Origin of the sequence: Chitinimonas sp. JJ19, from assembly GCF_036961565.1 — a bacterium.
In the GTDB taxonomy this organism is placed as follows: domain Bacteria; phylum Pseudomonadota; class Gammaproteobacteria; order Burkholderiales; family Chitinimonadaceae; genus Chitinimonas.
The window spans coordinates 240839-254979 of the sequence record NZ_JBAMDD010000005.1 but is presented as its reverse complement, the minus strand read 5'-3'; the positions used below and the strand labels follow the sequence as shown (position 1 = coordinate 254979).

General features: G+C 61.8%; 11 protein-coding genes. 9 read left to right on the top strand and 2 right to left on the bottom strand.

Translation table 11 applies throughout. The annotated features are described in order from the left end of the window. The first annotated feature begins 9 nt into the window (after window positions 1-9). From V7714_RS08675 to V7714_RS08645, 7 genes are all read left to right on the top strand, one after another. The gene (locus V7714_RS08675; protein WP_335709360.1) at window positions 10-1662 is read left to right on the top strand and encodes a cyclic peptide export ABC transporter; all 1653 of its coding nucleotides are present in this window, start codon (window positions 10-12) and stop codon (window positions 1660-1662) included. Window positions 1663-1738: 76 nt separating this feature from the next. Next, window positions 1739-2674 (top strand): JmjC domain-containing protein, encoded by a 936-nt coding sequence (locus V7714_RS08670; protein ID WP_335709359.1) that lies wholly within the window; start codon window positions 1739-1741, stop codon window positions 2672-2674. 136 nt (window positions 2675-2810) lie between these two features. Then, window positions 2811-3212: a BlaI/MecI/CopY family transcriptional regulator gene (locus tag V7714_RS08665; RefSeq protein ID WP_335709358.1), complete on the top strand. Its 402-nt coding sequence runs from the start codon at window positions 2811-2813 to the stop codon at window positions 3210-3212. Beyond that, window positions 3209-4834, top strand: coding sequence for a M56 family metallopeptidase (locus V7714_RS08660; protein WP_335709357.1), 1626 nt, complete (start codon window positions 3209-3211; stop codon window positions 4832-4834). Before V7714_RS08665 ends, V7714_RS08660 begins: the two co-directional genes overlap by 4 nt. Window positions 4835-5054: 220 nt before the next feature. Further along, window positions 5055-7289 (top strand): DUF5916 domain-containing protein, encoded by a 2235-nt coding sequence (locus tag V7714_RS08655; RefSeq protein ID WP_335709356.1) that lies wholly within the window; start codon window positions 5055-5057, stop codon window positions 7287-7289. A 59-nt stretch (window positions 7290-7348) separates the two neighbouring features. Continuing rightward, the gene (locus V7714_RS08650) at window positions 7349-8143 is read left to right on the top strand and encodes a thioesterase II family protein (RefSeq protein WP_335709355.1); all 795 of its coding nucleotides are present in this window, start codon (window positions 7349-7351) and stop codon (window positions 8141-8143) included. A gap of 36 nt (window positions 8144-8179) precedes the next feature. Further along, window positions 8180-9004: a 4'-phosphopantetheinyl transferase family protein gene (locus V7714_RS08645; RefSeq protein ID WP_335709354.1), complete on the top strand. Its 825-nt coding sequence runs from the start codon at window positions 8180-8182 to the stop codon at window positions 9002-9004. 20 nt (window positions 9005-9024) lie between these two features. Here the strand turns inward: V7714_RS08645 and V7714_RS08640 are convergent, their stop codons facing one another. Together V7714_RS08640 and V7714_RS08635 are read right to left on the bottom strand one after the other, a co-directional pair. After that, on the bottom strand, window positions 9025-9840 hold the full coding sequence (locus tag V7714_RS08640; RefSeq protein WP_335709353.1) for a siderophore-interacting protein: 816 nt from the start codon (window positions 9838-9840) through the stop codon (window positions 9025-9027). A gap of 90 nt (window positions 9841-9930) precedes the next feature. Then, window positions 9931-12213, bottom strand: coding sequence for a TonB-dependent receptor (locus V7714_RS08635; protein ID WP_335709352.1), 2283 nt, complete (start codon window positions 12211-12213; stop codon window positions 9931-9933). 222 nt (window positions 12214-12435) lie between these two features. On the opposite strand from V7714_RS08635, the gene fes reads away from it, so the two are divergent. Beyond that, the gene (gene fes, locus V7714_RS08630) at window positions 12436-13788 is read left to right on the top strand and encodes an enterochelin esterase (protein WP_335709351.1); all 1353 of its coding nucleotides are present in this window, start codon (window positions 12436-12438) and stop codon (window positions 13786-13788) included. A gap of 74 nt (window positions 13789-13862) precedes the next feature. Next, on the top strand, window positions 13863-14075 hold the full coding sequence (locus V7714_RS08625; RefSeq protein ID WP_335709350.1) for an MbtH family protein: 213 nt from the start codon (window positions 13863-13865) through the stop codon (window positions 14073-14075). Window positions 14076-14141 lie beyond the last annotated feature (66 nt).

Here is a 14141-nt window from a genome sequence, read left to right as displayed (position 1 = left end):
CGATAACTCATGCTTTCTTACTTCATCAGGAAACTCGGGAAACTTCTGCTACTCGCCACGGTGAGCAGCGGTATCTCCGCCTTGCTGGCACTTAGCCTGTTCAGCATGATCTCGCAGACCAAGGGCGGGGCTTCCCTGCCATACAGCCCGCTGTACTACGGCGCAGTCTGGGGTATCTGGCTGCTCATGACGATAGGTACCTCCACACTGCTGTCGCGTTTGAGTGCCGATGCGGTATTCCAGATCCGCGTTTCGCTGATTCGGCGGATATTGGGCACGGCCTATGACAAGCTGGAACAGGCGGGTTCGTCCCGGCTCTACAATGTACTGATCAGCGACGTGACCAGCATTTCCAATGCGTTCTCCGAGTTGCCCACCTTTATCTTCAATCTGATCTTGCTGGTCAGCTGCCTCTCCTACCTGGCCTATCTTTCACCCATGCTGTTCGGTGTGCTGGCGGTGGCGATAGGTATCTCCTTCGTGGTGTCGCGCACCTTGATAGGCAAGCTTGCCCGGCGTAGCCGCGAAATGCGCGATAGCCAGGACGCCATGATGGATGGCTACAAGGGCATGCTGGAGGGCAGCGCCCAACTGGCGGTGGATGCAGCACGCAAGCAGCACTACTACGAGCATGATCTGCAGCGGCGGGCCGAGCAGTTGCGCAAGCATGAGCGCGGATTCCGGATGATGTGGGATCTCAACCGTGGCGTCACCGTGGCGCTGGTATTCCTGTTGTTGGGGGTGGTTACGGAGGCGGGACGCCGCCTGGGCGACCAGGGCTTGGTGATGAGTTACGCGCTCATCATCACCTACTGTGCCGGGCCGTTCGGCATGGTCATGAATTTGCTGCAGCAGTTTGCCCACGCGCGCGTCTCCCTCAGCAAGATCGACAGCCTGCAGATCGACGCGGACAAGTCGCTCGCCGCACCGGTGGCCAGTGCGCCGGCCTGGAGCACCATCCAGTTCTCCCAGATCGAGTTCACCTATCGGCAGGAAGGCGCCGAAGCCCCCTTTGTGCTTGGGCCACTGGATCTCGAGATACGCAAGGGTGAAGTCATCTTCATCACCGGCGGCAATGGCAGCGGCAAGTCCACCTTCATCAAGCTGCTGCTGGGGCTGCACGAGCCGAGCGCAGGCAGCATCTACATTGATGGCGTCAAGCAGTCGTGGGCGGATAAGGAAGGCTACCGCGCCTTGTTCTCCATGGTGCTGTCGGATTTCTACCTGTTTGGCCAGGTACTGGATGGCAGCGGCAAGGCGGCGGCCGATGCGCAAGTCGTCTCCTTGCTGGAACGCTTCAAGATGGCCAGCGTGGTCAAGGTTCTGGGCGGCGTGTTCGATACGGTGCGGTTGTCACAGGGTCAGCGCAAGCGTCTGGCACTGGTATCGGCCATATCGCGCGAGCGGGATATCTACGTCCTGGATGAGTGGGCGGCCGATCAGGACCCGCAATACCGCCGTACCTTCTACGAGGAAATTATTCCTTGGCTGCAGCAGAGTGGCCGCACGGTGGTCGCTGTGACTCACGATGACCGGTATTTCCCCATCGCTGATCGTCGTGTCGATTTTGAAGCTGGCCGGATCAGGCTAGAGAGCAACCGTTTCCCCAGCCGTACCGGCCATACGGTGGCCACGCCCGATTACGCCACCGTCAGTGCCTGAATCGATGCCGATGGCCGCATCAATGGCATCCCTATCCTGTAAACAAGATCGCTAGCGCTTCACTATGGAGTTACGCATGAATGCCCAGACCGTGTCAGCCCCTACCTTGGCCGATTCTGCGAGGTTTGCCTCGCTGGTACACCCGTTCACCCCGGCGGATTTCCTGGCGGGCAAATGGCCCAAGGAATTCGTCCATATCACCGGTCCCATGTCACGCTTTGCTGAGATCGTCGAGCATCCCGATTTCGCCGGTGTAGAGTCGCTGCTGCGCAGCCCCTTGCAAGGTTCGATACGGGCCGATTACACGCGAGAAGATAAGCGTAGCGAAGAGGACATCACGCCGGACCGGGCCATCGAGCTGTATCGCGCTGCCTGCACCATCTACATGACGCGGCTGGCCAGCGAACCGATATTGCAATGGACCCGGGAGCTCGATGGCGCGCTCGGACTGCTGCCGGGCACTACCCAGGTCAATGCCTTTGCCTCGATGCCAGGGCGTGGCCTGTCGTGGCACTGGGATCCGCAGGAGCTGTTCATCCTGCAGCTGAAGGGACGCAAGGTTTGGCATGTGGCCCCCAACGACTACATAGATTGGCCCACCAAGAGCGGCCAGGCCGGCGCGGAAAAGCGACCTGATATCCGCATGCAGCTGAAAGACCCCCAGCGGCCGGTGGAGTCGCCCAAGTCCTGGGACACCATCGAAATGGAACCCGGCTCAGTGATGTTCCTGCCCAGGGGTTATTGGCACACCACCGAGAACATAGACGAGAGCCTGCACCTGGTCTTTCAGGTCAAGCTGCTGTCCTGGCGGGATGTGTTTACCTTCCTGTTCGAAAGCGTGCCGCAGTTCTACGACGTACCCTGGCGCCAACCTACCCTGGCCCTGAGCCCCGATCGCTTGTTCGAGCAGGGCTTGCAGGAGTTCCAGGAGCGTTGCTCAGCCCTCGGTTCGTTGGCCTCGCCGCAAGGCATACAGTCTTTGGCCAGGTTGTTTGGGAATAGCCGGGCCTGATGGCATGAACAGGCTGTAGTCGGGGGAGTACGGTTTCAACTAAAGCTTTACAACTAATTTATTACAACTAATCTTTTAGTTGACGAAGTGCATGGCGACCTGTTTAATGATTGCCATAGAACGGAAGGAACCGACCATGACAAGACCGACTGCAGCTGCACTGACCGATGCCGAGCGCGAACTGCTGGAAGTGCTGTGGCGCAAGAAGCAGGCCTCGGTGCGTGAAGTAACGGACGAGATAGCCAAGAAGAAGTCGGTTGCCTACACCACGGTGTTGACCATGTTCAAGGTGCTGGAGAAGAAGGGGCTGGTTACCTATCACCAAGAAGGCCGGGCCTTTATCTACACCCCCACCATCAGTCGGGGAGAGGCGCGGAAGAGTGCGCTGGAGCGCCTGCTCAAGCAGTTCTTCAATGGCTCTCCCCAGGTGTTGGCACAGCACCTTATCGAGCAGCATGAAATGAGCCCCGACGAGCTGGATGCGCTGAAACGCCTGGTGGCAGAGGCGCCGGACGCCGAAGAGGATGGAACACAATGAATACGCAATGGGTGACGCTGCTGCAGATGTTTGTCATGCAGCATCTGTGGCAGAGCACGGCGCTGCTGCTGCTGGCGGCGGTGGTTGTGCGGATGCGGGTGTTCGGTGTCACTGAACGATCCTGGGTATGGCTGGGCATGCTGGTATTGGCCGCGCTGGCCCCGCTGGCCATGTTTGCGCCTGGGCTTGCCTTGGCTACCCTGCCCGTGCCGCTGCCCACGCCAGTGCCCGCGCCGGTGCCCACGCCAGCAATGGCCATGGCGGCAGTGCCGCAAACCTTGCTGGCGGTAAACCAAGTGGCCGCCCAACCGGCGGTTGCCACGACCGTCAGCGTGGACCTCAGCCTGGTGGCGCAGCCTGGGTTGCCTGCCAGTACCTGGGAGTTGCCAGCCTGGTTGATCGCGGCGGTGCTGACGGTCTGGCTGGCTGGCAGCCTGTGGCAGCTAGCGCGGCTGGCACGGGGCTGGTGGGTATCGCTGCAGCTAAGGCGGAGTGCGCGGCTTGCTCCCCAGTTGCAACGCATGATGCAACAGCAGTTGCCTGCCGGCACCGCCATCATGGCAGTGGAGAACCTGCCCGGCCCTATGGTGGTGGGCCTGATGAAGCCCTGCATTCTGATGCCCAGTCAGCTCCAGGCCGACCTACCCGATGCCGTGCTGCGGGACGTGCTCAACCATGAGATTGCCCATGTCCGTCGACGCGACCTATGGAGCTTGGTGCTGCAGCGGCTGATCATGGCTGTTTACTGGTGGAGCCCAGCTTTGCGCGCCATCTGTACACAGCTGGAACTATCGCGGGAGATGGCCTGCGATGCACAGGCCGCCAAGGCGGCTGGACAGGGCAAGGCTTACGCTAGGTCGTTGTTGACCAGCATGGAAAGCGTGGCCAGGCACCAAACCCATCATCTGCTCGCAAGCGGGATGTTCAGTTCCCGCCACGGGCTAACTCAACGTGTGGAGGAACTATTAAGCATGGATAAAAAACAACTGAAGGTCAGACAAACCTGGACCCGCTTGGCCTGCGTATCACTGCTGGGCGCAGCGGCGACACTGGTATGGGCTGCTACGCCGCGCATCCAGGCAACCGTCGGCGATGCCACGCAAGTGGCCGAGGCTGCGCCCGGTGTGATTGAACTGGTGGAGGCTGCCAAGGCTGGCCGGTTGGATGAAGTACGGCAGTGGCTGGAGCGCGGAGTGGCCATCGACGCAGGCGTGGATGGCGACGGTACCGCCCTGATTGCCTCAGCCCGCGCAGGCAAGCTGCAGGTGGTTGAAGAGCTGCTGGCCCGGCAGGCCAAGGTCAATCTAGCCTGGCGTAGCGACGGCCTACCCCTGACTGCCGCCAGCGCAAAGGGACATTTGGCGGTGGTGGAGAGGTTGTTGCGAGCCGGTGCCGACATCAATGCTGCCGGCCCGTACGACGAGACTGCCTTGATCAATGCGTCACGGGGCGGCCACTTGAAAACCGTGCAGTATCTGGTTGCCAAGGGCGCCGATGTCAATCTGGGCGTAATGGCTGATGGCAATCGCTGGCGTACCCCATTGAACCAGGCCAAGGATGCCGGCACCCGTCAGTTCCTGTTGGGTGCGGGGGCCAAACCAGAATCGTTGACTGGCAAATAGCGCACTACGGCACCAGGCCGACCTGGTAGCCGATACCGTCTGAATCCGGCGCGCTTTGGGCGCCGGATCAGCCAAGCCCCAATCTCTATCCACGCGACTGACGCAGGCCGATAGCACTACCCCGAAAGGGATGTTGCATCGGAAGGCCGACTGCTGCCCGGAGCGGGGCCGAATAAACCAGATATCCACCGAATCTATGAGGAATGCTATGAAACGAGGCTTGCTTGCGTCGTCTGTGGCGACACTGTTTGCCCTGACGACGGGCCTGTCTGGCAAGGCCGAGGCAGCGATCGTGATTGATGGCAAGATCAATGAGCCTGAGTGGGCGCAGGCCCAGCAATTTTCCAACTTCAAGATCACCGAGCCTTACAGCCTGACCGACCCGGATAGCGGCACGGCGACCCTGGCCTATCTGCTCTCTACCCCTGCTGGCATCGTGGTGGCCTTCAAGTTGGAGCAAGCGCCGGGCGTACCCCGCGTCAAGCCGCGTCTGCAACGTGATCAGACCAAGAAGTCGGACAAGGTCAACGTCGTCATCGATTTCGATGGTGATGGGCTGTCGGCATATAGCTTTAGCGTAGGTCTGTCCGGCGCCATCAGCGATGGCGTGGTCACCAACGAAACCGAGCTGAATCTGGATTGGGACACCGACTGGAGTTCCGCCGTGACAGAAACCGATGCCGGGTGGCAGGTGGAAATGCTGATTCCCTGGACGGTCGCACCGATGCGTGGACCGGCCAGCCCACAGCGCACCGTGGGTGTCTATTTCGGCCGCAGCCTGGGCCACAACGGCGTGTTGCAGGCACAGCCGGCCATCGCGATCGAGCGCGGCCGCTTTCTCTCGGGGTTTGAACGCATAGAAATCCCCCAGTACCGTACTGCTTTGTTCCACTACTGGCCCTACCTGACGGCCAACCGTGATCTGCTCAACGACAAGACGCGCTATCGCAGTGGCGTGGATGTATTCTGGAAGCCCTCGCCCAACTTCCAGCTCAGTGCCACGGTCAACCCCGATTTTGGCCAGGTCGAGTCTGATAGCCTGGTGATCAATTTCGATGCTGTAGAGACATTTTTCGGCGACAAACGACCATTTTTTACCGAGAATCAAAGCATATTCAGCATGAATACGGCAGATTCCGGCAAGTTGATACACACCCGACGTATCGGTGGTGATGCCGATGATGGCACGGGCGCCAGCGATATCAATGCCGCCATCAAGCTCAATGGCTCGCAAGGTGGCATGAACTACGGTGTGCTTGTGGCGACGGAAGACGGCAAGGCCGGGCGGGATTTCTATGTGGCGCGCCTGCAGTACCCGCTTTCGCCTAAGCTCAGCCTGGGCTGGCTCGGCAGCCTGACTGATCGTCCCCATCTTGATCGAACCGCCAATGTCCAGGCCGTCGACCTCAGCTGGAAGCCCGACTCGGCAATCTCGGTCGATGCCCAGGTGCTGGGCAGCTTTATCAAGCAGCGTGGCGAAACCACCAATGACAGCGGCGCACGCCTGGTGCTGGGTTGGAATCCATCGAGCAATTGGAGTTATGAGCTGGAGGCGGCGCATTTCGGCAACCAGCTCAATTTCAACGACCTGGGCTACCAGCGCCGTGCCAGCCTGAATGAGCTGGAAGCCTCGGCCCAATACATACATCGCAATGACGACAAGCAGTCGCTCTTGCGCAGCAGCCGTTGGCAACTGGAAACCCAGGCTCGCTCCAATGATCGCGGTGATCGCCTGCCCGGTGTTGCCGTGCTCAACAGCTACCTCAACTTCCGCAGCGGCGAGCTGCTGTTCCTGCAGGCCAGCGCCAGTAGCTCGGGTTGGGATGACACGATATCGCGGGGTAATGGACTGTGGCGTCGCCCCAGCAGGCAGAACTACGAGGCGCAGTTCCTGAGCCGACGCTATGGCGATTGGGCTTTCAGCGGCCTGGTGAGCCTGATCCCACGCGGCATGTCGGACAAGCTGTCGCGCATGGCCGGCATGACACTGAGCTGGTATCCCAGCGATACCTTCAACGCCGAGTTCGAATTCACCCCGGAGTGGACCCGTGAATGGCTGGTGTGGGATGGCGGCCGTAACTTTGGCGTTTACCAGCGCAAGGCTGATTTTGGCAGCCTGAGCCTCAACTGGTTTCCCGGCAGCAAGCATGAGCTCCGGCTCAAGTCCGAATGGATAGCCATGCGGGCCTCGAACGGGCAGGGCTATCAGTTGCAGCCGACCGGCAGGCTCACGGCCACCGGTCAGGCCAAGGCCGATTTCGACATCAACAAGTTTGGCCTGCAGCTACGTTATCGCTACTCGCTTGGGCCGCAGTCCGATCTTTTCCTGGCTTATTCGCGCGGCGGCAGCAGCGAGCTGGACCGCAGCGAGATCAGAACCGGCGACCTGTTTGATGAGGCACTGCGGCTGCGTGATTCAGACCAGATCCTGATGAAGATGCGCTATCGCTTCTGATCTCGGCAGGGCTGCCGTTTGCTGTTGCAGTGGATGGTGGCCCGCCTTTGGAGGATGACATGCAAATGAAAACCACACCTTGGCTTGTTCGACTGAGCGGCCTGCCCTATGCCTCGGTAAGGCTGTTTGCCTTCCCTTTCTCTGGTGGTAGTGCAGGCGCCTATGCCACCTGGGGGCAATGGCTGCCTGCCGAAGCCGAACTCTATGGCATACAGCTACCGGGGCGCGGCATGCGTATGGCCGAGCCCCTGATCGGGGACTTGGCGACCGTGGCTACGCAGCTGCTGCCCGCCTTGCTGCCCATGCTTGATCGCCCCTACGTCCTGTATGGGCACAGCAATGGCGCACTGATGGCATTTTTCATGCTTAACCGTCTGCTGCATGCAGGTGCACGGCCGCCTGAAGCCATCATACTCTCGGCCAAACCTGCGCCGGGCCGCGACCGTACCCGTGCCCCCATGAGCCAACTGCCCGAGGCGCAGTTCCTGGAAAAGCTCAGAAGCCTGGATGGCACCCCCCCGGAACTGCTGGCCGACCCGGAGATCATGCGCCTGTTCGCCCCTGCCATACGCGCCGACTTTGCCTTGGGCGAGAACCATGTAGCAGAGTCCTTGCATCCCCACATCAGGCAGATACCGGCACTGATACTGGCCGGCGAGCAGGATGATATGGCGGTTGCAGACGTTTTTGCCTGGCGAGAGATGTTCGATCAGGCCCAGTGCCTGTCCATGCCGGGCAAACACTTCTTCATCAATAGCAATCCCCAGTTCCCCCTGGCCTTTCGCCGCTACTGCAAAGCAGTGGGTGGCCCGCTGGGCGGGGTTTTCGGGGCAGTAGCAGACGCTGTGGCGTAGCTGACGGGGGCTGATGGCATCATGATACGAACCGCCATGCGTTTACAAACTGCACAGGCTGCGCCGGGTGTGTTGCTGCGAGCTGAACCGGCCGCCGGCTGTGTCCGCCGACTACGGGTGCGTATGGCGGACGGCCGCTGGCTTTCGGCCAGCCTGGTGCAGTTTGAGCCCCAGCAGTTTGATGGCATGGCATTTGCCACCCATGGCATAGACTGCCCGCCTAGCATCGCGGCCAGTGTGCGCAAGCGCCAGGCCGAGTTCTTTTTTGGCCGGCTGGCGGCAGCGCATGCCCTTGCCGCACAAGGGGTGGATCCTGCACCTATCCCCATAGGGCCATCGCGTGAACCATTGTGGCCGCTGGGCGTGGTAGGCAGCATCTCGCACAACGACGAGTATGCTGCCGCAATGGTGCTGGATGGACGCCGCTATGGCGGCGTGGGTATCGACATTGAGCGTACGGTAAGCGCAGACATGCAGCCCGCGCTGCTTGCCACCGCCGTCTCTGCCGCAGAACTGCGCTACCTGGAAACCCTGACCAGCGAACTGCCCTTGGCTACCTTGCTCACCATTGTGTTTTCTGCCAAGGAAAGCCTGTTCAAAGGCGCATTCCGCCAAGTAGGCCGCTTCTTTGATTTCGACGCAGCCCATCTCTCCTGCCTGGACGTCCAGCAAGGGCGGCTCACCCTGGTGCTGCAGGAGACCCTGTCGGTTTATCTTGGGGCAGGCAGGGCCTGTGAGATCAGCTTCGATTTCATCCAGCCGGATACCGTCTTTACCAGCTTTGCCTGCCCAATCGCAGCGTTTGTGCCGGACAAAGTCCATATGAGCCCGAGCTGCTCGCGGCGCCTGGTCAGCGGTTGAATGGCCCTGCCCAGGCGGTATCAGTCGTCCAGCGTCTCGTGCGAGGCAATCTCGCCCTGTTTCCAGTAGCTGGCGGCGCGCACCCGTGCCTTGTCCAAGCCCCGCTCCGTCAGCAGCAGGCTGCGTACGGCCCTGACCATGGACAGCTCGCCGGCTACCCAGGCATAGCCCTGGCCTGCAGGGGTGGCCCATTGCTGCAGGGCGGCGAGCATGCTGTCTGCCTGTCCATGGGGACTGTCTGCCGTCACCCAGGTGAGGTGCAGCTGGGCGGCGCTCTGCAGCGTGAGCCGAGCTGCCTCGTGGCTGACGGACAGGACGGCATGGGCCTGGCTACTGGCGGGCAGCTCCTCCAGCCGGCGGGCAATGGCGGGCAGGGCGCTTTCGTCGCCGACCAGCAGGTGCCAGTCATAGCCTGTGGGAATGATGAAGGAACCACGTGGCCCGCCTATGCCTATGCATTGCCCGGGCTGGGCTTGCGCGGCCCATAGGGTTGCCGGTCCCGCATCGTGTAGCACGAATTCAATGTCCAGTTCGCCAGTCGCGGCGTCGTAGCGCCGTGGGGTGTAGTCGCGGGTGATGGGTTTGTTGCGGCCCTGGGGGTAGACCGGGCCATCCGGGCCCAGGGTCGGCAGGGCGGGTGCGGTTTCGCCAGGGTGAGGCAGTAAAACCTTGAGGTGATCGTCGAACGAGGCCGAGACGAAATCGGCCAAGTCGTCGCCGGTAAAGGTGATGCACACCATATAGGGCGAAAGGCGAACGACCCGGCGCACCTGCAGCAGCCTGAACTTCAGGGGATGGCGCAGGCGTTCTACGGTCAGTGGTGCGGATAGTTCCATGCGAGGACTCCTGTTTGAGGGCGTGGTTGCGCTACCTGGCGATGCTGAGCCAGGCCACCACCGCAGGGGCGGCGATGGCCTGGCTGGGGATCAGTAGCGGTAGTCCAGCGTGATGCCGGCGGTTCTTGGTTGGCCCACGGTGCCGATATTGGAGCTGCGGCCGGTATTGACGTGATAGAGCACGTCTTCGTCGGTCGCGTTCTTCATGTAGGCCCGTACCGTGTAGCTGCTGGCCGCGTAGCCGGCATGGAGGTTGACGACGGTGTAGCCGCCAGCCTTGAATGCCGGGTTGTTGTCGATCTCCGAGTAGTAGTCACCGGTGCGGTTGAGATCGGCACCGACAAACCAGCCACTGTCGAAGCGTTGCTTGAAGCCCAGGTTGGCGGTCAGCCTAGGGGCATAGTTGAAGTGATTGCCGAGGATGGCCGGGCTGCCGGCAGGTGCGCCGGTGACCTTGGTGTTGAGCAGGCCCACCGAGCCGAACAGCTCCAGGCTGCGGGTGGCCATGCCGTTCAGGCCGATCTCCAGGCCGTAGCTGCGGCCCTTGGGGATGTTGACGAAGCGGCGGTTCAAGAGGGCTTGGTAGTCGTCGTAGCGGTTGAAGAAAAGGTTGGTGTTGAGGTTCAGGCGTTTATCCAGCCAGACCGAACGGGTGCTCAGCTCATAGGTGCTGACCTCTTCCTTGCCGTACTCGTAGAACTCGCTGGTGATCCAGTCTATGCTGCCGGCGCCGGGGTTATAGCCTTTGCGGACGGTGAAGCCCAGGGTGGTTTCGGGCGACAGCCGGTAGCTGAGCCCCAGCTTGGGCAGCAGCATGGTTTCGCCGATATCGGTGCGGATATGGCCGGCCCAGGGGCGTCCCGGCCAGGCCATGACGTCGCGGTCCTGTTCCTCGCGTTCGATACGGCCGCCCAGTATCAGATCCAGCTTGCTGCCCAGCGCGATGGTAGATTCACCGTACAGCGCCATCGTCTTGACCTTGTCTTCCCCCTCGAAGCCATCGGGGCCGGCGTAGAGATCCTGGTGGCGATCGTAGTAGAACAGGCCGATCACGCCACGGACGCCGCTGTCCCTGGCGTCGTAGACCAGGCGCGATTCCAGGGTATTGCTGTCTTCGTCCAGCTTGAGCGAGAAGCGATCGGGACCGGATTCCTGGAAGTTGGCATCGTAGTTGCCACGGCTGTAGAGGAAGTGGCCGGTCAGTGCGGGCGAGAACTCGTAGCTGAGGTCGGTACTGACGGTGGTATTGGCGGAATCCTGGTAGCGGGTGTTCGAGGCGATGCCACGGAACTGGTAGTCGAAGAAGTTGCCATCGACGGTATTGAGGTACTCGCCCTTGTTCGCGCGATGGGATACGGTGAGCTTGGCAGATAGGGCTGGCACGCCCTTGGGTAGCCACAGCAGTTTGGCGCGTACATTGTTACGGCGTATCTCGGAGGGATCCCACGACCAAGTGCCGGGATAGTCGATAAATCCGTGACCCCGCAACCCTTCGGCGGCGACACGGAAAGCCAGTTCATCCTCGACCAGGGGGCCGGATACCACGCCGGCCAGCAGGGTCTTGCCATCCTGGTTCTCGTAGCCGATGCGCGCCGCACCTTCCCACTGGAAGCTCGGGTCCTTGGTGTTGACGACAATGGCGCCGCCTATGGTATTGCGGCCCTGGGTGGTGGATTGCGGGCCGGCCATGACTTCAATCTGGGCGATATCCCACAGGCCTGCATCGACATAGCGCTGGCCGGACCAGCTCTCGGAGACGCCGTCGACCGAGGTGCTGACACGGGGGCGGGCGCCGGAGACAAAGGAGAACACGCCGGTCGAGGGGCCAGTGCCGGAAACACCGCGCATATTGGGGATGCCAGCACCGTTGAAGCTCACATTGGGCGCACGGTTGACGACATCGTAGACCGAGCGTGAGCCACCCTGGTCGACATCGCGGCCGCGCAGCACCGTTACCGCCGTGGTGGTCTCCTGCAGCGAGCGGTTGATCTTCTCGCCGGTCACCGTGATGGTGGCCAGCTCACCTTCGGCCGTGTACAGCGTGAAGCGGCCATTGCCATGGGCCGCCACATGCAGGCCAGTACCCGCCAGCAGGGCGGTCAGGGCGGCTTGCGGTGTGTGGCTGCCCTGTACCGCCTGACCATTCAGGTTGGTGAGCAGGGATTCGTCCACCGTTACCTGCACACCCGATTGCCGGATGAACAGCTTGAGCTGGCTGACCAGCGCGCCAGCGGGGATCTGGTACTGCTGCTGCGCGGCAGTGGTTTCTGCCGCCCAGCCGCTGCCCATGGTGGCCATGGCGCCCATGCAGGCGAGTGTCAGTTTGCTCGCCAGCAGCAAGGCATGGCGGTGGGTCGTTCTACCTCTGTCCATCGTGATTTCTTTCCCTGGTGGTTATTGGTGCAGCGTCACGGCGTATTCTCAATTAAGAATACAAATGATAATATTTCTCATTATTACATGAATGACCGCAGATAGCCTAGATGGGTACTACGCCGCCTTGCGGTGTGACGTAGGTGTTGCGGGATATTTTGCCCTGCGCAGGCTAGGCCTCTGGCGTAGTTGCGGTGCGGGGCATTCTGGAGGAGCCTGGATTTGAACCCTGTAGCACCCGAGACGGCAGCCTGGCTGCAAGCAGTAGAGGTAGGCAGTGAGCGCTGGTGGCAGGCTGTCGCCAAGCTGGGGGCGCCGCTGTGCGAGCCTGTGGCCGAGGATAGCTATTGCATCACTTTTCTCTGGCGCGATCCGGCGGGGGATGAATCCCGCTCTGGCACCCAGCGGGTCTATATCGATGTGAATTCGGTAACCAACCATCATGCCTTCGACCCCGAATCGCTGCAGCGTATCGCTGGCACCGATGTGTGGTACTGGCAGGTGCTGCTGCCCGCCAGTTGGCGGGGCAGCTATGCCTTTATTCCGGTCGATGCCAGCCAGTTGCCGCCGGTGGCCGAGGGAAAGCTGGAGGATAGACGCGACCGGCACCGGCAATGGTGGCGATCGATCATGGGGTTGGCGCAGGCCGACGCCCTGAACCCACTGCCACCCCATGCCAGCGGCTGGGCCGGCATGCTGTCCGCGCTACATCTGCCCGGTGCACCCGACCAATCGGCCTGGCACGAGCATGACCGTGGCGAAGCCCAGGCTGCGCAGCACCTGAAGAAGCTGCACTGGCAGAGTGACTTGCTGGGCAACCAGCGCGCTGTCTGGGTTTATGCCTGCGGCCAGGCCGAGACACCTGCCGAGCAGCTGGCGCGGCCCTTGGTGCTGCTGCTGGACGGGCAGCACTGGGCTGAGCGCATGCCCATCTTTTCAGCACTGGCGGCCCGCACCGAGGCGGGCGATCTGCCTGCCGCAGTCTATGTCCTTATCGATGTTATCGACGGCGGTTGCCGCCAGGCGGAGTTGTCTTGCAATCCCCTGTTCTGGCAGGCCGTACAGCATGAATTGCTGCCCTGGGTCGCTGGCCTCGTGCCCAGCAGCTCCAAGCCGGCCCGCACCGTGGTGGCGGGCCAGAGCCTGGGCGGCCTGGCTGCCCTCTATGCCGGGCTGCACCATCCGCAGCGCTTTGGTGCGGTGTTGAGTCAGTCGGGCTCGTTCTGGTGGCCTTATGTCGAACTCCTGCAGGCGCCGCCGGGCGAGGCTTGTCCACGCAAGCCAGGCAGCCGTGGCCGGCTGGCCGAATTGCTCACAGATGGCACCCTGCCGCCTGGCCATTTGCGGGTCTTTCTGGAGGTGGGCAGCCGCGAGGACGTGATGATAGACCTGAACGACAGTGTGTATGAGGGCTTGCGCCAGGCTGGCCATACCGTGATCTACCAGCAGTTCGAGGGCGGCCACGACTGGCTTTGCTGGCGCGGTGGCCTGCTCGATGGGCTGGCCTGCTTACTGGCCCCACCGGGCGGTATGCACACAGACACCGATCTGCCTATGGCCGACCAGGCCCGCTAGCGCGGGTGCACCGCGCTACCCCCTTAATAAACATAAGCCAGCCCTGGCGGGGTGGCGACCTGAAGGAGAAAATTATGCAGACCGACAGCCCCAATCCCTTTGACGATGAAAGCCAGACTTTTCTGGTGCTGACCAATGCGCAGGCGCAGTACAGCCTGTGGCCCACGCTGGCGGCCGTGCCCGCCGGCTGGCATAGCGTGCTGGGCCCTGAAAGTCGTGCAGCCTGCATGGCCTACCTCGATACCAACTGGGCCGATATCCGCCCCCGCCAACTGCGCGGCGCCTGAACCGGCCGCTGTCTATCGCCATGGCGGCCTGCCTACCAGGTGGGCTGGCCCAGGCCAAGGGAACTA